Below are 23,621 nucleotides of genomic sequence, written 5' to 3'. Positions count from 1 at the left end.
CAGGAAGGCGTTCGTTTGACGTCGCCGCATCATTCCGAGGAATAGTTGATCATGGGTGAAAAGATCTGGTTTATCACGGGCGCCTCGCGGGGCTTGGGGCGCGTATGGGCAGAAGCCGCGCTCGCCCGCGGCGATAAGGTGACCGCTTGCGTCAGAAACGTGGCGATGCTTTCAGACCTGGTTGAAAAATACGGTTCGGCGCTGTTGCCGATCGAACTTGATGTGCGCAGCGAGGGGGATGTCGGAAAGGCCGTGCGTTTGGCAGCTGTCACGTTTGGGCGTCTTGATGTGATCGTCAGCAATGCCGGTTACGCCATCTTCGGAACCATCGAAGAAACGAACCAGGCTAACGCCCGCGAACAGTTCGACACGAACTTCTTCGGGACCTTATGGGTGGTGCAAGCGGTATTGCCTTACCTGCGCGTCCAGGGTGGTGGGCATATACTCATAACCTCAAGTCTCGCCGGCATAATCACCTTCCCGACAGCTGGCGTGTACAACGCCACGAAGTGGGCGGTGGAAGGTCTGGGTGAAACCCTGGCGGCGGAAGTCGCTGAGTTCGGGATAAAGGTTACTCTCATTGAACCCGGTGGCTATGATACCGATTGGCGTGGAAACTCTTCCACCCATCTGACGCCGATGGTTGAGTATGAAGCGCTTCGGGATCGGCTGAAAGCCGCATCTGTGTCGCGCAAACTGGGTAATCCCGCAGCGACAGCCGGGGCGATCTTGAGCGTCGTTGATGCTGAGAAGCCGCCGTTGCGGCTCTTTCTTGGCGAGGCGCCGCTTGGCATCGCGCAAAAGCAATATGCGGATCGGCTTGCGACCTGGGAAGCCTGGGCCGAGATTTCTCGGCGAGCGCAAGGCTGATGTCATAGGCTTGAGATCGCGTCAGATGAGACGACACTCGGCGTGCCGCGTCCGCAGGTTCTCAATTGTACGGCGCTCAAGCTGAGAGGACTGGTTGGAGATGACATTCGGCCGTATCGTAGATCATGCGATGCGGCCTGCCCGGAAACATTTCGGCCGGGCGGCATTATGCTGGCGCGATCCGCTTTACGGCGGGAGTAACCAGTTGCATCGCCGACGCTCCGACACTGGTTTGGCAGATGACAGCTAAGCGCAGGGGAAGAAATAGCGGTAGCTTCTATTTCCTACGGTGCTGGACCGAACCTACCTTGAGCATGTGCGTCTGATATCTGATGGCAAAGGCGGTCAAATACCCTTTCTACCAGGTATCGAGCCGCTTCAATGACGATAGAACGTTGACGGACAACGTCTCTTCTGAGAGTAATGGGTAGAACATGCGATATTGCGGCAAACTGCCGTCTCAGATGGTGCGACGTGCCTCTGCCGATTGGCAAAATTCGACGGTTCCAACCCGCGAAGATATCCCCTCCCAATCGTGGAAAAAAGACCGCATGGCTGAAGGAAGCCAATAGCGCTTTAGCTACACTTTAGGGAAAGTTTTCAAGAAAAACAACGTGTTAAGCGTGCGAAATTTTGGGTCGGATGTGCGCCTAATTCTGGCAGGAGCCAGCGGCGTATCAGATCGATCCGTGAGGTCTAAGCAAGCGGATGTGCGCCACAGATGTTGTCGCGGAATGGGCTCTCAGGATCGTCGATAAAAGGGAAACCGCAAGGCGTCCGTCGCTCCGGGGTGGGTTCATTTGCCTGCGCGGGCTTGTCGATGCCCCTCCCCTGTGACGACTTTCCAGAATGCGCTTTTAACTAGGAATGCTGGCGAATTTGATGGATTGTAGCCACTCGGGATCTGATCTGAGGATGCTGCCGCGCCGGCGCGAATATGTCGGGGTGAGCGCTGCGGTTCGCCCTCACCTCTTGCGATAGATGCCTTGTCCTACGTCGCCGTTCCCGATGCGGAGATAAAGGTTGCTTGGGATTCAGCTCGTACGGGTTTGCCGATGGTGTAGCGCATCGCGAAGCAGCGCGATGGCCTGGAGCACGGAAGGCCCCCGGATTGGTGGCGGCTCGGCGCGTTCGCAGAATTCGCGCCAGACGAACAGCGTTAATTCGGCACCGTCAACTGATGTTTCCCCCTCCCCTTCTGCAAATTCTTCCAACACTCGATACCGGATGTCCCGCCAAAATAACTCTTCGATCCATTCGTAGATCGGTATCACATGGAAATGGAGTGTGCGCCCTGGAGCATGCCCATAACGACCTATGTATACGCGCTGGGCATCCAGCTTTCGTTTTAGGGCATCCTGGGAAGCTGCCAGCAATGGACCGAGTTCGCATAAGGTACTCTCTGCTAGATCGGACAGGTCGGTAACGAAGCTCTTCGAGCTGATGATCAGGTAGCCGGGAAGAGCCGAGTTTGCGCGATGGTCGACACGCCACCCGTCAGTTTCGATTATGTGAAGATGTGGTCTGTTTTCCAAATCGGTGGCCTCCTCCATCGTTCGCATTGCTTAACACCGGTGAGCCCTCCTTTATTGTTGCGCAGCAGCCGGAACGCATTCAAGCCACCCTAGCCTCTTTGCTCCACGTCGGCGCTGGGCCTCTCAGGAGTTGTGGGATGGGCTCATTCGAGATCAAAGGGGCTTAGATCAACTGGCTAATCGCCGAAGCGCGCCATGATCTCCCTTGAATTATCTGTCGGTGTCGCTTTGCGGTAGGCTCTGTGGCGATTTCCGCTTTGCTCGCGAAAACCGTGACAGCTGTCACGGTTTTCTAGGATATTGTCGGGAGCACCCGGCACCGGCCCGACGCTCAGTTGCCAAAGAGGATCTCCGCCACCTGATGCGCCCGCACGCGAGGCCCAGGAAAATCCGGGTGGCCAGGTGGCGCCGAGGCCGGTGCAATAGGCCCGCGGTTGGTCAGGACGATGATCGTGCGCTGCGCTTCGAGAAAGCGGATCATGTAGTTGAAGTAGGCGATGCAGCTGCCTCCATGCGCCACATGCCTTATATCGGCGCCACCGCCGAGCCCGAGCAGTTGTTGGCGTTCGGCCACGCTTAAATAGGGAAAGACATTTGTAATCCAACCGAAACCATAGCCCGTCTCGGCATCATCATTGGTGGTGCCGGAGGTAAAGGTGCGCCGAAGCGTGGCCTTGGAGACAAGCCGCTCGGTGTTCAACGCTTGGTCCCAGAGAAACAAATCCGATATCGTCGAGAAGAGACCACCATCCCCAACCGTCAGCATTGGATAATCCCAGCGCTCGAAGCGATCCCCTTCCCTCAAATAGCCGTGCGCCAGTCTGTGGCGTGTCGGGCAGCACGCGTCGTAGGCGAGGGTATGCTTCATGCCGAGAGGTTCGAATACATTCGATCGCAGAAAGTCTGCGAAGGATTGCCCGGAGACGATGGCGACGACCACGGCCAGCAAAACGTAGCCCACACCGCTATAGGAGTATTGCGAACCCACCGGGAATTCCGGTCCGGACAGGCGCATGGTTTTTTCAAAGACATCCTCATTGTTTATGCCTGTTATGGAGCGCGTGAGTTCGGCGATGTCCTCGCTGGAGCTGAAGAATTGAATATAGCCGGGCAGGCCTGATGTGTGATGCAGCAGATGACGGAGCGTGATGCCGGCGCCCCAGGAAGGGAAGTCCGGGAAATAGGTGTGCAGACGATCGTCAAGACTTAGCCTGTACCGCTCCTCCAGTAGCATGATCGCCATGGCGGTGAATTGCTTCGAGATCGATGCGAGATAGAAGGAAGTATCCGTGGTTATCGGTTGCCGGGTTTCCAGATCGGCAAGGCCGTAGCCTTTGCTATAGATGATCTCGTCGCGATCGATGACGAGGATGGCGGCCCCCGGATGGTGGGATGGATCTATATCGGCAAAGACGGCATCGATCTCGCTATCATGCTTACCCATCGATCTGTTTCCTTCCATGGCCGGATAGTACACCGCAGACAGGACTAGGCTCAAATCTGAAGTTTGGTTACTGAGCTTGAGGTGCGGCTTTCGAACTGGGTTCGTATTTCTGCTGTCTGTGAGATGGGTCAAGTGGAGCAGGCGGCGGTTGAAACCGTGACAGCTGTCACGGTTTTATATCCGGCTTGGCCGATAGCATGGGTTAGTCGTGCGGTGGACGCGAATGGGCTAAAGGCGAAGTGAGGAAGAAGAGGAGGGGTGCCTCGCATCGGGAATGTTGAAAGCTCCGTGTTTTCGCTCGCCGAGATCATAACAACGAGTTTCTCAGGCGCGGGGTCCATTGAAACCAGGAGACCTATAATTCGTCCGACGTGGGTTCTGCCATGATCGTGTAGGATTCATCGCTGCTCAGCATCAGATGTTATCCATGCTTTTAGCCGCGAAAAGTAATCGCTGAATACGGAGTATGAGGCAGGTCTGCGGTCGCCACCCTTTCGCCCTGCTCCACTGACCGCTATTGCGCAAGTGGGACAAATTTCCCGGCGATGCAGAACAGCGCGGCTTTGCGCGGGCAGCTTTCAATTGCGATGGACAATGAAAGCTGCTTTTCTAATAGGAAATTGCAAGTGGCGGGACAGCAAAAGGCTACGGTTGAGATGGCCCCTTATCTGCTATTATTTTTCATCTTCGTTACCTGTGGCCTCGTCAATATGACACGCCCTCGAAACTCCATCAGACCAGTGAGTGACCAAGACATCGAAGACGCTTACAAGGACGCTTTCAAAATTGAATCCAAGGAGACGGCGGAGCGGCGAAAGCTCATAAGCCTCCTTCTGGTGATTGCACTGCTAATCGACATACTCCTTATCGTGTGGATAGTTTGCTACGCCTAAAGGGTGAGCGTGCTCAACGCGAAGAGACTGCTGGATGCGGGGAATGGCTCCATCTCACGAATTATGTGGAATGGACTGGAGCGCGCGTTGGTGCCTCCAAGTCTGACCAATTTACCGATTTTGGTTTAACAGTGCGAAAATTCGGCGGCGCCTATCCATCTGTTTTGTGGATGCTTTAATTCAAGATGGAACTTAAGATAGGATTTGCTTCCGCTAGCTGTACATCACCATTGGGGTGCTTGCCTCTGATTGCGTTTGCGGAAGACAGCCTAGTCGTTGGCCTTCATTGCGGCACGGAGCGCGTCGTTGATCCGGTCCTGCCAGCCAGGTCCATCCGCCTGAAAATAGGCGAGGATCTCACTATCGAGCTTCAGGGAGACTAGTTCTTTTGTGTTGGGTATCGCTGGACGTTCGATCGTGGGCGCTGCAGGCTTTTTCGCAGGCTTGAAGATTGCCTCGGCCGCGTCGAGCGGGTTGGTCGGTCGTCTAGGTGCGCGCATGTTCTGCCTCCCTGGATTTGTTGACAGTGTCTGCTCCGTTCGACATCAGCGGGCGGATGATGTCAAGGATCGGGAGGATTTTCCCGCGGGGCACCGCTGTATCCTTCAATCTACCTCGGCCGAACTCAGCAATCGGGCGCGCAAGCGCATCCTTGTTTAGTCGGCAAAATACGGACACAAGGGCGCGCGCGAGCGGCGCATAATTCGGCTAGGACTGGCTGCAGGGCACTTGCGGTGCCTTCCCCCGTCGCGGTGCCAATGCGCCGACCAGGCACAATGCAGCGATTATGATGGGCAGGCAGATCAGGTAGGACATTCTGATACCGGCGTTCTCAGCGATAAAACCGAGCAGAGGCGGCGCGAGAAAGAACACGACAAAGGACATCTGCGCCAGGGCGGCGACATTCAGGTGTGCCGCGCGGTCGCTTCGTTGAGCTGCGGCCGAGACGGCGAGCGGATAGATCGCGCTGCAGCCGGCGCCCATGCAGGCGAAGCCGACAAGTGCCACATAGGGATGGGGTGCAAGCCAAACGGCCGCAAGACCGGCCGCGGATAGAAGCAGCAATCCAAAGGCGACTGCGCGAGCACCGAAGTTATCCACGAGGGGGTCGGCGAACAGTCGCGTTACGGCCATGAAAAAGGTGAATGCGGTCAGTCCCAGTCCACCGATCAAAGGTTCGACCGCGAATACGTCTCTCATGTAGATGGCGGACCAGTCGATTCCGGCGCCTTCGACAAGAAAGGCTGCAATTCCAATCACGCAAAGCGGGAGGAGACCGGCCGTCGGCAAGGCAATCCGTGGCTCATCGCTATGCTGCACCTGGCTTCGCGCCGGGGCATTTCGCATGCCGGCAATTGCAACCGCGCCGACGATGACCACAAATGCAAGCGTCAAGGCCAGGTGGAGCTGAACGGAAATGCCGGCTTGGCGAACCGCCGACGAGACCAGTGCCGTCAGAAAAAAGCCAAGGCTCCAGAACCCATGGGCACGGTTCATCACCCCACGGCCAAGCTGGGCTTCGATTCTATCAATCTCGACGTTGAGATTGATTTCCAGCGCGCCGGCGAGCAACCCTTCGCAAAAGAGTACGGCGAATACCAGCGGGGCGGCGCCGACCCAGGGAACGAGGGCGATGAAGGCAGAGGTTCCAAGCACTGTTATGAAGGCCGTCGTCCGCGCACCCAACCGGGCAATGATCGGCGCCGAAAAAGTAAGCGATATCAGCGCTCCAATGGCTGCGCCGATGAGGGTCAGGCCGAGTTCCGACTTGTTGATGCCGAGTGCGTCCTGCAGATCGGGCAAGCGCGAGAGCAATGCACCCATCGATATCGCGAACAGAAGGAAGCAGATATAGATCCGTCGCTGCGGTTCAATGTGCATTTGATTTTCCCCCGGGAGGTGAGTGGCACTCGGAAGTTGCGATCTTTAACCTGATCCCGTCTTCGTAGACAATGCCAAAGGTGTCTGCCTCCGGCTGAAACTTTACGCCCCGGGGGAGGAAAGCGAAGTTTTGGTCAGCGAGATCGCGGGGAGGCCCGCGATCCGCCTGTCATATGCTGTGACAGATTTATCATCTTCACATGCCGGCGAGATGATACCGGCTGCCAGGGTACACCTGTCATTCCGCTTGCCGCCTAGTGGGCGAACACCTCACCGACCATTTCCTCGCTTCTGGCCCAGAGCGCCTTCGCATGCTCGGGATCGAGCGCGTAGGAACGCACGCCTTCGCTGATCGGATTGATCACCCCTTCCGTTATCACCGAAACATGGCAGTTCTCGCAATATTTGCCGCCCACCTCGTCTGCCGCTGCAACGACGCCGGCCCAGACGGAGGTTGCGGCACCTTGCGGTACCGTCTTGAACTGAAAGGGCGGCTTCCCCTCCGCGGCAAGTTCGGCATTAATCCGAGTGAGCATCTGCTCCAGCGCATCCGCCGGAAGATGGCGGCCGAGTTCGGTCTGAATGCCGCCCGGATGCAGAGCGGTCGCCCGGACGCCCCGCGATTTGTGGCGCCGGTCGAATTCGACGGCAAAGAGGATGTTGGCCGTTTTCGAGCGTCCATAAGCCAGCCAGGGTTCGTAGTCCGTGTGCTCGAAATTGGGGTCTTCGAGATCGACATCGGCGAAGCGATGGCCGGAGGAGGAGACATTGACAAGTCGACCGCCGGGAGAAATCAACGAAGCGATCCGATTGACGAAGACGAAGTGGCCCAGATGGTTGGTGCCGAACTGGGTCTCGAAGCCATCGGCGGTATGGCCGAGGGGAGTTGCCATGACACCGGCATTGGCGATGACGATGTCAAAGGTCCTTCCATCGGACACAAGCGCATGGCTGGCCTTGCGAACGCTGGCAAGAGAAGCAAGGTCGAGCTCGATGAGCTCTAGACCCCCGCCGTTTCTGGCATCAGCGCGAACTGCCGCTGTGGCCCTTTCTGCTTTGGCAAGATCGCGGGCTGCGCCGACGACCTGTGCTCCGCGGGCGGCGAGGGCTCTCGCCGTTTCGACACCAAGGCCGGCCGAAGCGCCGGTAACCAGCACGCGTTTGCCGCTGAGGTCTACTCCGGCAAGCACCTCATCAGTGGTGGAGGTCGCTCCAAAAGGTCCGGTCATGAAAATCTCCTTCAACCGTGGACACATAGGCACGCCATCGCAGCGAGCCATTGCCCGCTGCCCTCGAATGGATTAAGAGGAGGGTGCCTCCGCAATAGATACGGAGGCACCCTCCGTTTATCAAGGGGTAGTTCGCAGACGTGACGATAAAAAGCGAGCGCGGTGCTGTCCGCAAACCGCGCGCCGATGCGGAGCGCAATCGTATCCGGCTCATGGAAGTGGCCAAGGCCGCTTTTGCTGAAAAGGGTGCAGACGCCAGCCTGGAAGAAATCGCGCGTGTCGCAGGGGTTGGCATCGGTACGCTCTATCGCCATTTCCCGACGCGAGATGCTTTAATCGGTGACGTCTACCGCAACGAGACCGAACAACTCGCCAAGGCCGCGATCGACCTTGGCCAGCGCTTACCGCCGAAAGAGGCTCTCCGGCAATGGATGGTGGTATTCATCGAATACATCGCCACAAAGCAAGGCATGTATCCGGCCTTGAATTCCCTCGTTGGCGGCACGTCGACGCTTTATGCAGCCTCCGGCCCATTGATCGGCAGCTCCATGGAAATGCTGACGAAACGTGCTGTCGAAGGCGGCGAAATCAGGCTTGATATTCCGCCACTCGATCTCCTGCGTGCGGTGAGTGGCCTTGCCAGCAACAATGGTCCGGATTGGAAAGACGCCGCAAAGCGCATGGTCGATATCATCATCGCCGGCATAGAGGTTCGCCCACGCTAGGCACGGCTTGAACGGTCTGGCCGGTCCCATCAAAATCTATGGAATAGCGCCCAAAAGCCCAGGTCATTCCATCATTCCCCTCAGGCGCAACGCGAAAATCTGCAAATGGCGCTCCCGCCACTCCCCAAGATTGTATTTTTAGCTCCTCTGGCGGAGAGGTGCGTACCCCGGGGCTCGAATACCCACGGCTATCTGCTGCCGATAAGGGCGTGCGCAGGCATTGCATAGTCGCCCCCGCGCTACCAAAATTTATCCACCTCAGCATAAATTGAGCGCTGATTTTTCTAGCAATCTGGCGCAGCATATAGCCTAATGCGTGCGCCAGTTATTCGCTGGTGCGGTTGGGTTTCCGGCGATATCGGAATACCAGCGCCAAGCCTGCCGCATGCATTGTCAAGACGTGTGCCACCTAAAATTGAATTTTATTGCAGATCGGGAGAGAAGGGGCCGCGGCGGCTGGGTACTCCTTTTATAAACGAACGCTCTCATCGGTTCTGCGCAGAGCCGCTGCTCCGAGCTATCGAGAAAATTGCCTGAGACCATTCTGACGCCTGTGAACGAATGAAGAATTCGATCATGGCGCACTCAATATAATCGCAGCTAGCTCTTCGTTCGCAGATGTCTTCACTCTGAGAGGCGATGCAGCCACAATTGTTCAAATCGCGCTGGAGCGTTTAAGGGGGAGCTTACATTCATGGCGTCGCAGGAGAGAAAGAAGATCGCAATCATCGGAGGCGGGGTGGCCTCCATGACCGCCGCTTACGCCTTGACCGAGGAGCCGGGATGGCAGGCGAAATATGACATCACGGTCTATCAGCGCGGATGGCGGCTTGGCGGCAAATGCGCAAGCGGTCGCAATCGCGAAATAGGCAATCGCATAGAAGAACACGGTCTGCATATCTGGGCGGGGTTCTACGACAATGCCTTCCGCCTGATCCGCTCCTGCTACGATGAGCTTGTCGCCCTGAAGCTGAGGTCTCCGGAAGATCCGCTTGGCACGGTGGAGAAGGCGCTAAAGCCGCTCAATACATTCATTCTCAGCGAGGAGGGGGTAGGAGACCCCAGGCAGATGTGGCGGCCGTGGTACATCGAGTTCCCCGGCAACAATCTGGTTCCCGGCTCTGGAGGGGTGCTGCCGCAACCTTTTGATTATTTCAAGATGGTGGCTGAATTCCTGGCGGGTCAGATCGAAAAGGTCGGGGATGCCTTACCGTTGCCGTCACAGGGAACAGGTGTCGGCGGCTACCGGTCTCCGGTTCATCAACTCGTGGCATATGCCAAGGGGATGCCGGCGGATGCGCGCTTGCATACCGCGCAGAATGGCAACGAGCTGAAAGAGATTCTGGAAGGCATCCGGATCTGGCTCCAGGGCATCAAGCCAGGGGAGTGGATCAATGACGATACGGCTCGCCGGGTCTATTTCATGCTGGATCTTGGCGTGGCCTTTGCCATGGGCATGGTGGCCGATCAGGTCTTCATGCGCGGTTTCGATTCCATCGACGGCATGGAATGCTCGGCCTGGCTTTTGAAGCACGATGCATCGGAGCAGGCGGTGGCGTCCTCGGTGTTTCGCAGCTGCTACGACTATGTTTTCGGATATCCGGGCGGCATATGCACTGATCGTGGCGTCGGCGCAGGCACCGCGATGCGAGGGCTGTTGCGTCTGGCCTTTACCTACAAGCAAGCGCTGTTTTTCAAGATGCAGGCCGGCATGGGCGACACGATATTCGCGCCGTACTATCAAGTCCTCAAGCAGCGCGGCGTCAAATTCAGCTTCTTCAATGCCATCACCAATCTTGCTCTGTCGGCATCTCGGGACGCCGTCGCCCGGATCGACCTTGTAGAACAGGCGCAGTTTGTCTCCGGCACCTATGAGCCGCTTTTCGACGTCGCCGGCCTGCCCTGCTGGCCTTCGGAACCCGATTGGGCGCAGCTGGTCGATGGCGAAAAATTGCGCGAAAGCGGGATAGATTTCGAATCGGAGAAAACGCCTGTGCCCGCCGGCGTCCCGAAAAGCCTCCATCTGGGTGTCGATTTCGATGATGTCATTCTCGGTGCGTCGCTCGCGTCGCTTCCACCCATGACCGCTGAGCTCGCCGCTGCATCTCCCTGCTGGAAGCAGATGCTTCAGAATGTCGAGACCGTCGCAACCTGCGCCGTGCAATTCTGGCTCAACAAGCCAACGACCGAGACTGGCTGGCCGGGCCTTATCAAGGAGCACAATCAATACAGCCCGTTTGATCCCAATACGTTGCAGACGGTCTTGACCGGCTTTGCCGAGCCGCTCGATACCTGGGCGGATATGAGCCATCTGCTGGTCCGCGAGACCTGGCCCGATCCGGCTCCGCAGGCCATCGCCTATTTTTGTTCGCCGTCGAGGGATGCCGACGTGCCTGCACCGTCAATGCAGGATCAGGCGGCGAAATGGGCGGATGACTATCTGACGGCGATCTGGCCGGATACCCGGAATGCCGAAGGCAAGTTCGACAGAAACCTGCTTGTTTCCCTCAACGGCCAATCCGAGAGCGAGCGCTTCGCCAATCAGTATTTCCGCCAGAATTTCTATGGTTCCGAGCGATATGTTCTCTCGGTGCCCGGTTCCGTGAACTATCGGCTGGCGCCGGATGAATCGGGATTCACAAATCTCGTGATAACCGGCGACTGGACGCGTTGCGGCATCAATGCCGGCTGCGTCGAGGCAGCAACGATCTCCGGTCTCGCGGCCGCCAGAGTATTCACGGGCTCGACCGAGCCGATCTACGGGGAATATGATCTGATACTGGACGCATTGCCGACGCCGGCTTTGCTGTCCTCGATCACGGCCCCGCATGCGAATTGGCCGCTGACGCCAGCCTTCCTGCGCGGCTCGATGGAAGGCGTTTTCAGCTTTCACGCTCTGCCGGTGGAACAGGTAAAACAGATGCTGCCGCAAGGTCTGGTGCTGTCACGGCAATCCGTGACGCCTGCAAACACCCATCCGGTCACATTCCTGTTCAATCAGCAGACGAATGTGCGGGCAAGTTTCCTGCCGCAGATATTCGGGTTCAAGACCTATCTGGAGAACATCGTTGCCATCAATTGCGTGGAGATCGCCGGCGGCGATGGCACGGTCTTCAGCTTCCTGCCGGCATTGTTTCTCGATAATAGCCTGGCTACCTATTCCGGCCAGCTATTCTATGGCCTTGCCAAGCGCCTGGCAAAGAATACGCTTGAAAACTCCACCTACACCACGGCGACCGAGGAAAACGTGCCGGTCTGGTCTATGCGGTATTTCGACTATGCGCCGATTTCCCGGCTCGTCGATCTCGGCAATATCGGGCTCGTCCGCGCGCTTCTGGATACACCGATCCTGACCCCCCGGGGCAAGGGAACCTGGCAGGCGATGGCATTCGATTTCTCTGTGGGGTCGGCATTCGCCGTCCCGGTCGCGACCGAACTCGATGTCTTTGCAACGAATGGCATCGGCTTGCCGGCGGGACGGTTCATATCGCCTGCGTTCAGGGCTCAGTCCGAGGAGAATGGCCTGCCCGGTGCGTTCCGGTGCTGGACCGACTGGACGCTCAGCAATCCTTTCGATTCATCTCGAGTGAAAGCCGTTGCTGCTGCCCAGAAAAATTTTGACTTCAATTGGCAGCAAACATGAGAGAATGAGACCCATGTTGTCGCCGGAGGAAATACCGCATCTAACGATGGATGATGATCTGCGAGAGCGTCGCCAGGTCACCATCCTCTTTGCGGATATTGTCGATTACACAGGTCTTGCCCTGCGTTTCGACCCGGAGGATCTGCGGGATCTGCTTCAGAGCTACTACATTCTGGCAAAAACGGAGATCGAGGCGTCGGGCGGTATCGTCGCGGAATACCTCGCCGATGGAATAGTGGCTCATTTCGGGGTGCCCGTCGCCTACCAGGATGCGGCCGACCGCGCTGTGCAGGCGGCTAGGCGCATCATCGGCAAAGCCGGCGAGATACAGGGCGCGGATTACAGGCTTTCCGTTCGGGTAGGGGTGGCGACAGGGCTTGTCGTCGCCGAGTTCGATGGCACGAATTCCAAGATTACCGGAGCGAGCGGCGTTCTTGCCGCACGCTTGCAGGCATCCGCCGAACCCGGATCGATCCATATTTCTGATCTGACGCGTCGGCTCCTGCGGCGCGAGACGGAAGTTCGTTTCGTCGGCAACATGTCTCTCAAGGGCTTTTCCGAGCCTGAACCCGTCTGGTGCCTCGATCTGGACGATGCAAAACGAATGGGAGGCGACGGCTTCCCGTTCTTTGGACGAGACACGGAGCTATCGAAACTGGCGCTGGCATGGGAGATGGTCCGGCAAAGCGGCCGAGCCAGCCCGCTCTACATTCTTTCGGGCCGGCCGGGCATCGGCAAGAGCCGCATATTGCGGGAACATTGCCTGCGCTATCCGGCCGAGCAGAAAAGCATCGTGCTGCAGGCGGCGGAGCGACAAAGCAACACGGCACTCTATCCTGTCGTCGAATGGCTCAAGCTTGACGACCGGGTTTCTCTCGGAACCGACGATGCCGATTATCTGCGCGCGCTTTGCCAGCCCGAAACGGCCGTCGGGCTACATCTGAGAGAGACGCCCGGGGCCATTCGCCAGGGAACCTTCGATGCGCTCTCGGCCTCGTTTCGCAGGATTGCGCAGGCTGGTCCGATACAGATCATCATCGAAGATCTGCAATGGCTGGATCACAGTACGCTTCAATTGGTCGCCAGATTGTTGACCGACCTGGAGGACTGCCCTGTCCAGTGGCTGGCCAGTGGTCGGCCGGAGTTCACAGACAATATCGGCGAGCTCCAGAGTACAGTGCTGGCCATTGGAGAGCTGAACGCGGCCGAATGCCACGAGGCTGTTGTCAATTGCTGCGGGGAGGGGATCGCATCCGCCTTGGCGGAGGAAATCGTCGGCAAGTCCGAGGGCGTGCCTCTTTTCCTCGAGCATCTCCTTCGCGAACTCAACGAAGGACGCATATCCGGCCGGGAGACCGTTCCAGAAACGCTCGTCGGGGCGTTGGTCGCGTGGATCGACAGCACGGGGCCGGCGCGACGTGTCGCCCAATGCGCCTCGGTGATCGGCCGCTATTTTGACGAGGAGATGCTTGCGCAGGTCTCCGGCTTTTCCCGCCAGAGTTTGACCTCGGATATCGAACGTCTCTGCAAGGCAGAGATCTTCCAGCGCGATAGCGGCTCCGCCTTGAGCTTTCGGCATGACCTGATCCGGGATGCTGCCTACAGCACCCTGTTGCGCAAGCGGCGGGAGGGTCTCCACAAGCGGGTTGCCTGGGTTCATACGCAAAGCAATCCCCATGTCGGCGACAAGGTGATGGCGGAAATCGCCTATCATCACGAGGCGGCCGGAGAGCACTCTCTCGCGGCGCAATACAGGCACAGGATCGGCAGGTACACGACTGCTCTTGGCGCTTTTGCCGAGGGTGAAAGCCAGTTGCGGCATGCGCTGGATCTGCTTGCGCTCGCGGCCCAAAACCGCATCGATGTCGAGCATCAGCAGGCGAACATGCTTGTCGATCTCGCCGCAAACCTCATGCAGACGCGCGGCTTTACCGGCCAAGAAGTGTTTGAGACCTATGTGAAAAGCCTGTCGCACCTTGAGAGAATCAATCAGGTTGATGGCGACAGCCTGTCCATTTTCTGGGGCATCTTCACCTACCAGGTTCTGATCGGCCATACGCGGGATGCGGCAATGACCGTATCGAGAATGGAGGCCGTGCTTCGCCGTCTGCCGCAAAGGGAGAGGCTTGCGGAGCATACGCTGTCCGTGCTTGGCACCAGAAACGGGATCCAATTTTATTCGGGGCAGTTTCACGCGCAGCTTGCGACCCTGGACAAGATCAAGACGCATTATGAAGTCGAGCTTCATGCGCCTCTGGCCGCCAAATACGGAATGGATCTGCTGGCGACCGCGCATGCGTTTTCGCCTCACTCCGCAGCCATTACCGGCCAGTTCTCGCTCGCACGCGAGTTGGTCGTCGAGGCCGATGCACATCAGGCCGTGCTCGACATTCCCCTCATGCTGCCTTTCATCGACATCTGGGGTGGCGTTGCGTTGAGTTATCTGGGTGATTTCGATCTGGCATTGGCTCGGATGGAAAGAGGCATCGCGCTGGCCGACAGGCAGGGTGCGGCATTCTGGTCGGCAACCGGCAGGATGTGGCAGGCAATTGCGGAATTCGAAGCCACCGGCGATTCCTCCTGCCAGCCAAAGATCGAACAAGCACTCGCGCTCCAGAAACTCATGGGCGTCGGTATCGGCATCCCCTATTGGTCGGCAAAATTGGCAGCTGCCTATGCCATGAATGGCGACGACCGGCGCGCGCTGGAATGCATCGCGGAAGCGCTGTCTGGCTCGCCCGGCACATCGGAAGGCGTATGGCGAGCGGAGCGGCAAAGGCTGGCGGGCTTCGTGCATGAGCGGGCAGGGCGCGTGGACAAGGCGCTGCACTTCTATCATCTGGCGGCGCAGACGGCGGGCAAGCAATCGGCTGTATTGTGGGAGATGCGTGCGAGAAGCGCGATTTCACACCTCGCGCCCCAGGATGACTTGAACGGTATCCGACAAGCGATGCTTGCTGACACGATCGCGCAGAACAATGTCCCAGCGAATCAGGTGACAGTTTCCACAATGATTTGACGCCGGCTAAACTATTGTCGAGCTGGGGCGGTTCCATACCCGCAAGCGCGCTCGATTTTTCCGCGATCTACTTTCGGCTTGATATTCAGGGTTGTTCATTTTTAATGAAAAATCTCGGCAAAGGCGTGTTCTGAGCCGTCTATGTGAGACGCCACACAGAGTAAAATAATCGATCGAGCTCTTCTGATGAAGTCAATCGATGCCGTCATGGCATCCAAGCTTCATTGGATTTCAGCATGTTTGAGCACGTTACACGCGACATCAGCCCGGCTCCGCCGAGCCTTGGCATGCCCTGGCTGCAGGAGAGCGCCGATACCCTTGTCGAGTTGACCCTTCCGCGTCGTTTTCGGTTTCTGGGCTTGCCGGAAGCCAAGGCGCGGGAATTGAGGGCGATTCTCGAAAGAATGGAGGATGCGGACCGTATCGCCTGCGACACAGGTGATACATGCCAGTCGGCTACCATAAGCTTCGTCTATATTGGTGAAAGCCTGCCGCTCGACATGTCCGGTTACGCTGCACCCGCTTTTCCCGCAATTGCCATCGTCGGGCGCGGTTTGCCGGATATCGATCGTCTGTTTGAATACGGATTTGCCGACTACATCACCTATCCTTTCTGCTCTCCGGAAATTCAACGGCGCCTCTCTGGGGCCCCGACATCAATCCATGACGTTACCTTCTCAGCCGGGCTCGGTAGCGATCCGATGGTGCGGGCGGCATGCGAAGCGCTCGAAACCAATATCGCCGCTACGGTTACGGTCGATGAGCTGGCCGCTACCCTCGGGACCAATCGCAACACGTTGAACAGGGCATTCAATCAGGTCTTCGGCGTCGGGCCGATAACGTGGCTGCGTCAGCGTCGCTGCGATATCGCAGCACAACTCTTGCGCGATAGTTCCGAAAGTGTTCTCAATATTGCGCTGACGGTCGGCTATGGCGACCCTAACAATTTTTCGACCGCGTTTCGCAGGCACTACAACCAGGGGCCGCTGGAGTTTCGCAAAAAATGTCAGGCGCAAAGAATTTAGACACGGCCTCAAAGGCAGGCCGTGGTGATGCTGGCTAGTATCGAATTGTTGGCGAGGGCCACCGCTTTATTGAACCACGAGAGGACAAATCGACAATGGCAACCGAGAACATCAGCCTGAACTTCATCAATCGCTCCGGCGATACGAACAATTCCAGCGTTCTTATTTTCCAGCAGAACGTTGCCGAGTCATTCGGCGAAATCGCCGTTGCGTGGAAAGTGATCAAGAATTGCGGTCGGCTCGACCGCCATCCCTTCAACTTCCCTCTGCAATTTCAGGTTTCGGCCAAGGACAGCTGGGGCAACTACACCCCTCAGTTGACTGCCTATGACGGCCAGGGCTTCGACATGACGCTGGACACATCCGGCGATGTGCTGGCGCTGTCGAAAGTGAATGCCACGTCCCCCAACGAAGTCGAAGTGCGCAACCAGCTGACGCAAGGCGCGATCAGCGCCTGCATCTTCAAGGACGGCAAGCTGCTGGCGACCAAGACCAACATGGCGCCTGGGCAGAAGGCTGTGTTCCAGTTCCAGCCGCGCATTTACATCGGCGTCGTCAGCCAGGTCGCCGAAGGTCAGGTGATCAATTCCGCGATCATCAGCCAGGTCAACACCGAGATTAACCTTTTCGGGATCACCAGCGCCGACGTCGTCATGACCGGCGGCGGCCCCGGCCCGAATTCGACGCCCTTCCAGTTCCATCTGGAAAACATCAACCAGTAGGACTCCGTCATCTCTCCGAGATGATGGCCGATCCGGGATACCACACGAGTAATCAGCGGGTATCCCGTTTTCCCTTTCATGAACAGAGGACAGTATAGCCATGAAAACGGAAACCAGCTTGAGGCTCACCGGTGCAAAATCCGCTTTGACCTCGACAGCTCAACAGAGCAGCACGCCTCAAACACCCTCTGCCTCGGTGCAGGGCACTGAGGGCGCGGCGAGTGTCAGCACGGGGGTTACGGCCGGCAGCAATGACCAGAGTTCCACCGCGCAGGCCACGATCGTCAAGAGCTGGACCTCGGGCGGCGTTGCCGGGACAGGCAGGGACAGGGTCACCATCGAAGCAACCTATCCGGCCACCAAGAATACCAAGACCGGCGCGATTAGCCTTGGCGCAGACAGCTTCAAGCTGACGGTGACCGATCTGAACACCGGCGTCAGCTCGACCATCAATCCCTATCTCTTTTCCAACACCGAGTGGACCGAAATTCCTTTACCCGCCGACGCCGGCGATGCCGAGAAGTTCGAGGTGAGGGGCAACGTGAAGATCGACGTTCAAACGTCGGGCAAGATGATGCGGGTGCGGTTCCATGTGAACACGGCAAGCCAGCTTTCGGACATCGGTTATATTTTCGTGCTGGATATTCCGGAGAACACGAAATTCACCGACGTTTCGCAGAGCGAACCGTCGTCGTAGCCGCCATGCAAACCTGGTTGACGTACGAGAATGTCTCTCTCAATCCGCATGTCAGCCGCGTGGGTATCTTCTGGGATGTCTCCGGGATGCTACCGGGCACCATGCCGGTTCTGTGGGCGGCGATCGAACGGTGCCGTTACGGCTGGCATCATCCCCTCCATGTCAGCTGGGAGCCGGCCTTCCTGATCCGCGACAGCTTTGGGAATGAATGCCCGCTGCAGCCGGGCCGGGACAATTGCGATACCGGAACCCGGATAGAGGGTCCGCACGGATATGGATTAAAGTCGGGGCTTCTCTTGAGCCAAAGTACGCCGCGTCCCGATTTGTCGCTGTGCATCTGCCGGGACAATCGGCCCATCGCCGAATTGCCGCTCGATCGCGTTGGTGCATGGGCCGTGTTCATGCCGGATCGCCTGAAATTCCAGATCGATTGCCGCGCCGCATTGCGCGGCCGGATCACTGACGCCTACGGAACCCCCTTTGCTCTAAGCGGGCTGCAGGCCCTGACAGTTCAGCTTCGTGGAGGAGCGCCCGGACCGCGGGCTACGCCTCTCACCTTCGTCTCATATCGTGCGGAACCGGCCTGATCCGATCCGCTGTTGAAAAGGATAGAAAGGATTGTGCAATGCCCAATAGCTATTTCGTCTACACCATCGTGTTTTCCCGTACCCCGCAGAACGCCACCCGGTTTATCGGCTTCCAGAAGCGGGCCAAGGGATATTTCTTCTCCGGCAAAGGAGGTGCGATTGTTCCCAATGGTCAACCTTTGAAAGGTGCGGCAAAATTTGCCTTGCCGGGCGGAGGCTTCGAAGGTGCCGATAACACCTGGGACGATAACGACGCTGTTTTTGCCCAATGCCAGAAGGAATTCACCGAGGAATGTGGGCGGCAGATCAGCTTCGTCACGCATGATGATGTCGTCAGCGGAGTCGTCGAGGACGATGACGAGGTGATCAATGCGGTCGCCTATTTGCAGCGCTGGGGTGTGAATATGGGCCGTATCAAGGGCTATGCGGCGATGTACATCCAGGTAGCGGATAACCAGCTTCAGCTGGTCGCTGATTACATCGGCGCCTGCTTCAATCAACGTGATCAGGCAGTCCAGAAAATTACGAAGCAGGAATGGGGAGCCGGCGACTATGCGAAGTTAGCGCAGGCATTTCCATTAGCTCCGATGGATGACGAAGTGAATTTGGTGGATCCGCCGATACGCCAGATTGCGCAGGGTGGCTTTAACAACGATCCGCTGATCGAGGCTCTATCCAAAGATCCCGATACCGATTGGTTCGCCCAGATTATCAAGGGTCTTGAAACCATCGGTGCTTGAGGGATGTCCATGACCGGCCACACCGAGATTCAGGAATGGCGCGATACCCCGCATAAGAACCAGAACGAAGAAATCGTGATCCGGTTTCGCGTTTGCTATGAGGATGCGGGGCGCCGCTCTGTGTTGAATGTCGCGGCCGAGATTTTTCGCGCGGTTTTGCCGCTCGAGACATATGTCGTCGAAGGCTTGCGCTTCGAGCAGGAAACTCCGTTCCGCGTCGCTTTCACGGGTGGGCGCAAGGTGCATGGCTGGCTGCGCTGGCGAACCGGGCTGGATGTGCAGTATTCGCAGCAGATCATGGGCCGGGTGGAAATCGAGGAGACCGACGACGTCGATTACTGGAACTATATCGGTTTCATGATCTGCTTTGGCAGCACGCGCCCGGTGCCGCCAATTCCGCCCGTTCCACCGCCGGATGATGATCCGCCGGTGCCGGGACCCCTGCCCATTCCGGATCCGGCTGATGGCATGGCGATCGCCGATGCGCATCTGGAGGCGGGAGAGCTCTTCCCCTTTGTCTATATCAAGCCATGGCCGAAGCTGGCGAGCGACGTTGCCGGCCAACGCTTCATGGCGGTGCCCGCAGCGGCAGCCGCAAGCGCCTTCTATACGAAATTGAAGGGTGCCGACCCCGCCGCCAAGCGTGAAGCGGCCGTCGCCTTCATCGATGACACGATATCGCCGGCAACGGGCCAAACTCCAGGCGAGCCGTTCGTGACGCCGACGCAGCCGCTACCGCAACCTTATGCCGGCTTGCGTCATTTTCCCCGTCAATTGAGGAAAGACTGCACCTACGCGTTGCTCGATAGCTGGGTAATCGAGGGCTTCGGCGGATGGGAAAACCTGGCCACGGAGCTGCAGTCGGCCGATGCCCAGGCGGCGCTTGTCAATATATGGAATTCGGCAATCGCGCTGATGATCACGCTGGGCTATGACCATGCGTGGCTTTCCGATCTGATACGGCTGCTGCAGGTCACGCATTCGGTCAACTGGGTATTGGCCTTTCAGGCTGCACATCCGAAGGTCGGCGAAGATCCCGCGCCAGTGCCGCCCGACGCGGCGCTTTCTCGCGCACTCAGCGCGGTGATGGTCCTGCCTGATGATATTTTCCCGGTCGATCCGCCTCCGGCGCCTGCCGATCCCCCTGCGGTGCAGCCTTATGCTGTCGGCGCCATCCGCACCGTGCACTACCGGCCTGGCCGTTATGTGCTCGGAGATATAGAGCGCATCGAATCCGTGATCGCGGGAGAAACCCGGCAAGACGTCCATCGCAACTTGCGCCGGACGGACACGGCCGAAGACGACCAGAGCGTCAGCGACAGCACCAGCAATTTCGGGCGGGATACCACGACCGCCGACTTGATCAATCAGGTCCAGAAAACATTGTCGGACCGCGTCTCGACGACGACGATCGACAATTATCAAACCGATTATGGCCAGCCGAGTACCAATTCCATGAAGGTCACCGGCAATTGGTGGGTTCAGGATCAACCGGCCGGCGGTTACCTGAAGGATATCTCGAAATTCGCCCGTGATGTCATCGACCGGTCGGTGAAGGCCCTTCGCCGGGAATCGATGCTGCGCCGGAGCAGCCGCATATTCGAGGAACTGGAAATCACACAAACGCGAACCCTGTCGAACGCCGGCAACAACGGCAATCATCAGGCGGTGTTTCGCTGGGTGAACCGGGTATACCAGCTTCAGACCCGGGCCAGCCAGGACAGGTTGGTGTTCGAGATGTTCGTCGATCGTCCGGGCGCAAATCTGGCCGAGGCGATTTCGCAATATCACGATCTCAGGCCCGTCGCGCCGCTGTCCCCGGCCGCCATGGGGATAACCTCCTACGCCAGCCTGTCGCCGGAGCCGGTCAAACCTGGTGGGGCGCCGGCGTCTGTCTATTATCTCGATGCTTTCCAGGCCTATGGGATTGCTCCGGATGGGCCGCCGCCGCCGGCTCTTCGCGTCATCAGTTGCGGCTTCAAATCCCGAAATCCGTTGTCGGATGCGGAAATGGATGTGCCTGAAGGTTACACGCCTGTTCTGGCGACCGCGAGTGTCAGCAGCTTTGTTACCAATCCAACGGTGCAGGTGACGATGAGCGGCGTGATCCTGACGGCGGATCAGACCGGCACGATTTCAACCTTCAAGGGATATCTCACGGCAAGCCCGGCGCAATATGCCGACCGGCTGCGGGCATCCATCCTCTGCAGCGTGCCGCCGAAGACATCGTCTACGGCAGAAGCAACCGCCGGCGCGGGAAGCGGTTCGGCGGAGAGTGCGGCACCAGCGCCCGATACGTCGCCAGCGGAGGGGGCAACGGAATTCAACAATTACTATGCAGCCAGCATAGAGGTTCAATGCGCCCGGAGTGCCGCAACGCTCGCCAACTGGCAGATGGCGACCTATCAGAAGATCCAGGCCGCCTATCAGGCTTCGGTGACAAGCTATCAGACTGCCCTGACGGAGCAGCAAAAGGCACTGGAGACTGCCAATCCGACGCTTCTGAAGCAGATCGTGCAGGAGCAGATTGTCCAGGCTGCCATCGCGCTCTTTGCCGGCGCGACGCTTGCCAAATCGCCGGATACGGCGGTTTCGATCAATTTCGAACCGCGCTATTTCCAGTTCCTGCGCAACATATTCGACTGGGATGGGATGGCGGTGGAGCTGGTCCAGGATCCCGGCGCGGACCCGTATCTGACCGCGGGGCAAAGCGCGTTGATCTCGCTGTTTTCGCCAAGCCGTTATCTGCGAGACCTGCTTCGCGCCAAGCGCGCCAATCTCCTGCTCTCCGTCAAGCCGGAGGCGGCAAGAATGGCTTTACTAGCATTTCGCACAGGCCAGATCTGGCCCTGCGCCGAAGACCTGACCCCATGCATGGCCGCGGATATGAGTGCGGTCGATCTTCTTTTGGAACAGCCGGACGAAGCCGGCAAAACCATCCAGGACAATTGGTCGATCACTGTTCCCACTGCTATGGTCGCACTGTCTACCGACAATCCCTTCACATGATCGCAGGAGTGCCGAATGCTGCCGCCTTTGTTTATTCCGCCAGTCTTCCCCGGAAATTTTCCCGGGCAGGAACCACGCCATCAATTCTTCCCGCATCCGCAGTCGGGCGTTCAGGACGGCATTCCCGTTGGCGCGATCATTATCTTTCCCGGTGAAATCCTGCAGCAGACGCAAACCCTGACCTCGGCCATGACGGATCTGCGTTACATGCCCTGGATGATCTGCGACGGCTCCAGCCTGCTGAAGACCGAGTATCCTGAGCTCTATCGCGTGATCGGTGAGCTTTACGGAGCCGATGGAAGCGACAAGTTCAAATTGCCTGACTATCAGGGTTATTTTCTGCGCGGCGTGGATTTGAAGAAGTCCCTGGACAAGGATGACCGCACTCCACCCCCCGGCCCGGCCGTCAATCCACGCGGCGTTGGCTCGACCCAGATGGATGCTTTGCAGGATCATACGCACAATCTGAAAATGACCGCTCAATCCGTTACGCTGGGAGAAGGACCGCCGCTCAATCTCGAAGCGGCTCCGCCCGTGCCGCCATCGTCACAAACCGGCACCATCTATCACCAGGGGGACGTGCGCGTCAGCGAGACGGAAACCCGCGCCGTCAACATCGCGGTGAACTGGCTGATCAAGACAAAATAGGGTGATGCGATCCCGATCCGTTACCGCTATTCGCTGAGCAAGGCATTCGGCTGGAGGATCGTCAGCTTCTGCCGGCCGGCCTCGAGAATCCCGTTTCGCTTCAAGGCGGAAATGGAGCGGCTGACCTCTTCGCGGCTGGCACCGATGGATCCGGCGATTTCCGCATGGGTTGGAAATTTTTCCAGCTGGCCGTTCGGCTTGAATACGCCCTTTTCCAGCGCCACCCGGGCCAGATAGGCTTTCAGGCGCTTATCCACGCTTTGGCTGGTCAGCTGATAGCTATGCCTTGTCAGCCTGCGGATCCGCTCCGCCATATCTATCATGATCCGCTGCCGCACCAGCGGTATCGTTTCGAGCAGATCGAGAAATGCCTGCTTTTTCATGATGATCAGGCAGGAGTCGGTTTTTGAATAGACCGAAAGGGAACGGTTGCCGCCGTCGATGGCCGAGAGCTCTCCGAAATAGTCAAGAGCGTTGAGCCTCGTGAAGATCAGTTCCCTGCCATCCTGATCGAGATAGAGCGCCAGCAGCAAGCCGGAACGAAGGAAATACACATCGCCGCTCGTATCGTCCTGGTTGAAGACGATCTGTCCCGGCGCATAGAAGCGGGTCCGCAAATCACGCGCGTCGAATGTGAGGCTCTCTCGCGCTACATCGGCGAACAGGGGGCAACTGAGGAGTTGACCAATATCAGTCACGTGTCGTTCCACACTCGTCGGGGTCATTTATTTGCTGCGAGACGCTCAATGAAAAAGTCCGCTGTCAACGATCGACATTGCATGGGCACGAAAAATCTCGCGTCACCGGGCGTTTCGGCGGCTTAAGGTGGCCTCGGATCCAATTTTAAAATTGCATATTGAAAAATACAAATCCCATTTCGAAAATCATGCTTGAGCCAATTGGCACGCTCCACCATCTCATATTCTTTGAGCGGACGTTATAGGGCAGATATCC

17 protein-coding genes are annotated in these 23,621 nt (G+C 57.9%); 11 read left to right on the top strand and 6 right to left on the bottom strand.

The features are described from left to right. Window positions 1-51: 51 nt before the first annotated feature. The gene (locus ACQZ6F_RS31720) at window positions 52-870 is read left to right on the top strand and encodes an SDR family NAD(P)-dependent oxidoreductase (RefSeq protein WP_449095979.1); all 819 of its coding nucleotides are present in this window, start codon (window positions 52-54) and stop codon (window positions 868-870) included. A 1,034-nt stretch (window positions 871-1,904) separates the two neighbouring features. On the opposite strand, the gene ACQZ6F_RS31715 is transcribed toward ACQZ6F_RS31720, so the two are convergent. The 5 genes from ACQZ6F_RS31715 to ACQZ6F_RS31695 all read right to left on the bottom strand — a co-directional run bounded on the left by ACQZ6F_RS31715 (window position 1,905) and on the right by ACQZ6F_RS31695 (window position 7,852). Further along, window positions 1,905-2,405, bottom strand: a complete 501-nt coding sequence (locus ACQZ6F_RS31715) for an HIT family protein (protein WP_449095978.1) — start codon at window positions 2,403-2,405, stop codon at window positions 1,905-1,907. Window positions 2,406-2,736: 331 nt separating this feature from the next. Further along, a complete protein-coding gene (locus ACQZ6F_RS31710) occupies window positions 2,737-3,849 on the bottom strand; it encodes a serine hydrolase domain-containing protein (RefSeq protein ID WP_449095977.1) in 1,113 nt (370 codons plus the stop codon). Between the two features lie 1,162 nt (window positions 3,850-5,011). Continuing rightward, window positions 5,012-5,242, bottom strand: a complete 231-nt coding sequence (locus ACQZ6F_RS31705; RefSeq protein WP_449095976.1) for a BrnA antitoxin family protein — start codon at window positions 5,240-5,242, stop codon at window positions 5,012-5,014. 208 nt (window positions 5,243-5,450) lie between these two features. Next, window positions 5,451-6,623, bottom strand: coding sequence for an MFS transporter (locus ACQZ6F_RS31700; protein WP_449095975.1), 1,173 nt, complete (start codon window positions 6,621-6,623; stop codon window positions 5,451-5,453). 254 nt (window positions 6,624-6,877) lie between these two features. Then, entirely contained in the window at window positions 6,878-7,852 is a 975-nt protein-coding gene (locus ACQZ6F_RS31695; protein WP_449095974.1) for an SDR family NAD(P)-dependent oxidoreductase, read from the bottom strand. A 140-nt stretch (window positions 7,853-7,992) separates the two neighbouring features. On the opposite strand from ACQZ6F_RS31695, the gene ACQZ6F_RS31690 reads away from it, so the two are divergent. From ACQZ6F_RS31690 to ACQZ6F_RS31645, 10 genes are all read left to right on the top strand, one after another. Further along, the gene (locus ACQZ6F_RS31690; protein WP_449095973.1) at window positions 7,993-8,577 is read left to right on the top strand and encodes a TetR/AcrR family transcriptional regulator; all 585 of its coding nucleotides are present in this window, start codon (window positions 7,993-7,995) and stop codon (window positions 8,575-8,577) included. Window positions 8,578-9,271: 694 nt separating this feature from the next. Then, complete coding sequence (locus ACQZ6F_RS31685; protein ID WP_449095972.1) at window positions 9,272-12,220, top strand: NAD(P)-binding protein; 2,949 nt, start codon at window positions 9,272-9,274, stop codon at window positions 12,218-12,220. A gap of 46 nt (window positions 12,221-12,266) precedes the next feature. Then, window positions 12,267-15,239 carry an AAA family ATPase gene (locus tag ACQZ6F_RS31680; protein WP_449095971.1) on the top strand — a complete coding sequence of 991 codons (2,973 nt, stop codon included), beginning with the start codon at window positions 12,267-12,269 and terminating at the stop codon, window positions 15,237-15,239. Window positions 15,240-15,475: 236 nt separating this feature from the next. Then, window positions 15,476-16,264 (top strand): helix-turn-helix domain-containing protein, encoded by a 789-nt coding sequence (locus tag ACQZ6F_RS31675; RefSeq protein WP_449095970.1) that lies wholly within the window; start codon window positions 15,476-15,478, stop codon window positions 16,262-16,264. Window positions 16,265-16,359: 95 nt separating this feature from the next. Continuing rightward, entirely contained in the window at window positions 16,360-16,986 is a 627-nt protein-coding gene (locus ACQZ6F_RS31670) for a hypothetical protein (protein ID WP_068394866.1), read from the top strand. 100 nt (window positions 16,987-17,086) lie between these two features. Continuing rightward, on the top strand, window positions 17,087-17,683 hold the full coding sequence (locus ACQZ6F_RS31665; protein ID WP_449095969.1) for a hypothetical protein: 597 nt from the start codon (window positions 17,087-17,089) through the stop codon (window positions 17,681-17,683). A gap of 5 nt (window positions 17,684-17,688) precedes the next feature. Next, on the top strand, window positions 17,689-18,270 hold the full coding sequence (locus tag ACQZ6F_RS31660; RefSeq protein WP_449095968.1) for a hypothetical protein: 582 nt from the start codon (window positions 17,689-17,691) through the stop codon (window positions 18,268-18,270). 38 nt (window positions 18,271-18,308) lie between these two features. Beyond that, window positions 18,309-19,010 (top strand): hypothetical protein, encoded by a 702-nt coding sequence (locus ACQZ6F_RS31655; protein ID WP_449095967.1) that lies wholly within the window; start codon window positions 18,309-18,311, stop codon window positions 19,008-19,010. A gap of 9 nt (window positions 19,011-19,019) precedes the next feature. Then, window positions 19,020-22,019, top strand: a complete 3,000-nt coding sequence (locus ACQZ6F_RS31650) for a hypothetical protein (protein WP_449095966.1) — start codon at window positions 19,020-19,022, stop codon at window positions 22,017-22,019. Between the two features lie 15 nt (window positions 22,020-22,034). Further along, the gene (locus tag ACQZ6F_RS31645) at window positions 22,035-22,667 is read left to right on the top strand and encodes a tail fiber protein (protein WP_077472115.1); all 633 of its coding nucleotides are present in this window, start codon (window positions 22,035-22,037) and stop codon (window positions 22,665-22,667) included. 26 nt (window positions 22,668-22,693) lie between these two features. Here the strand turns inward: ACQZ6F_RS31645 and ACQZ6F_RS31640 are convergent, their stop codons facing one another. Continuing rightward, entirely contained in the window at window positions 22,694-23,365 is a 672-nt protein-coding gene (locus ACQZ6F_RS31640; protein ID WP_158008771.1) for a Crp/Fnr family transcriptional regulator, read from the bottom strand. Window positions 23,366-23,621 lie beyond the last annotated feature (256 nt).

This window comes from Rhizobium sp. A22-96 (assembly GCF_053521805.1).
Note: the sequence above shows the minus strand (reverse complement) of the source record. Positions and strands in the feature narration are given on the sequence as shown.

Excerpts from the sequence above, each read along its gene's own strand:
- ACQZ6F_RS31720 (WP_449095979.1), top strand. The coding sequence starts at position 52 with ATGGGTGAAAAGATCTGGTTTATCACGGGCGCCTCGCGGGGCTTGGGG.
- ACQZ6F_RS31710 (WP_449095977.1), bottom strand. The coding sequence starts at position 3,849 with ATGGGTAAGCATGATAGCGAGATCGATGCCGTCTTTGCCGATATAGAT.
- ACQZ6F_RS31705 (WP_449095976.1), bottom strand. The coding sequence starts at position 5,242 with ATGCGCGCACCTAGACGACCGACCAACCCGCTCGACGCGGCCGAGGCA.
- ACQZ6F_RS31700 (WP_449095975.1), bottom strand. The coding sequence starts at position 6,623 with ATGCACATTGAACCGCAGCGACGGATCTATATCTGCTTCCTTCTGTTC.
- ACQZ6F_RS31695 (WP_449095974.1), bottom strand. The coding sequence starts at position 7,852 with ATGACCGGACCTTTTGGAGCGACCTCCACCACTGATGAGGTGCTTGCC.
- ACQZ6F_RS31685 (WP_449095972.1), top strand. The coding sequence starts at position 9,272 with ATGGCGTCGCAGGAGAGAAAGAAGATCGCAATCATCGGAGGCGGGGTG.
- ACQZ6F_RS31680 (WP_449095971.1), top strand. The coding sequence starts at position 12,267 with ATGGATGATGATCTGCGAGAGCGTCGCCAGGTCACCATCCTCTTTGCG.
- ACQZ6F_RS31675 (WP_449095970.1), top strand. The coding sequence starts at position 15,476 with ATGTTTGAGCACGTTACACGCGACATCAGCCCGGCTCCGCCGAGCCTT.
- ACQZ6F_RS31670 (WP_068394866.1), top strand. The coding sequence starts at position 16,360 with ATGGCAACCGAGAACATCAGCCTGAACTTCATCAATCGCTCCGGCGAT.
- ACQZ6F_RS31665 (WP_449095969.1), top strand. The coding sequence starts at position 17,087 with ATGAAAACGGAAACCAGCTTGAGGCTCACCGGTGCAAAATCCGCTTTG.
- ACQZ6F_RS31660 (WP_449095968.1), top strand. The coding sequence starts at position 17,689 with ATGCAAACCTGGTTGACGTACGAGAATGTCTCTCTCAATCCGCATGTC.
- ACQZ6F_RS31655 (WP_449095967.1), top strand. The coding sequence starts at position 18,309 with ATGCCCAATAGCTATTTCGTCTACACCATCGTGTTTTCCCGTACCCCG.
- ACQZ6F_RS31650 (WP_449095966.1), top strand. The coding sequence starts at position 19,020 with ATGACCGGCCACACCGAGATTCAGGAATGGCGCGATACCCCGCATAAG.
- ACQZ6F_RS31645 (WP_077472115.1), top strand. The coding sequence starts at position 22,035 with ATGCTGCCGCCTTTGTTTATTCCGCCAGTCTTCCCCGGAAATTTTCCC.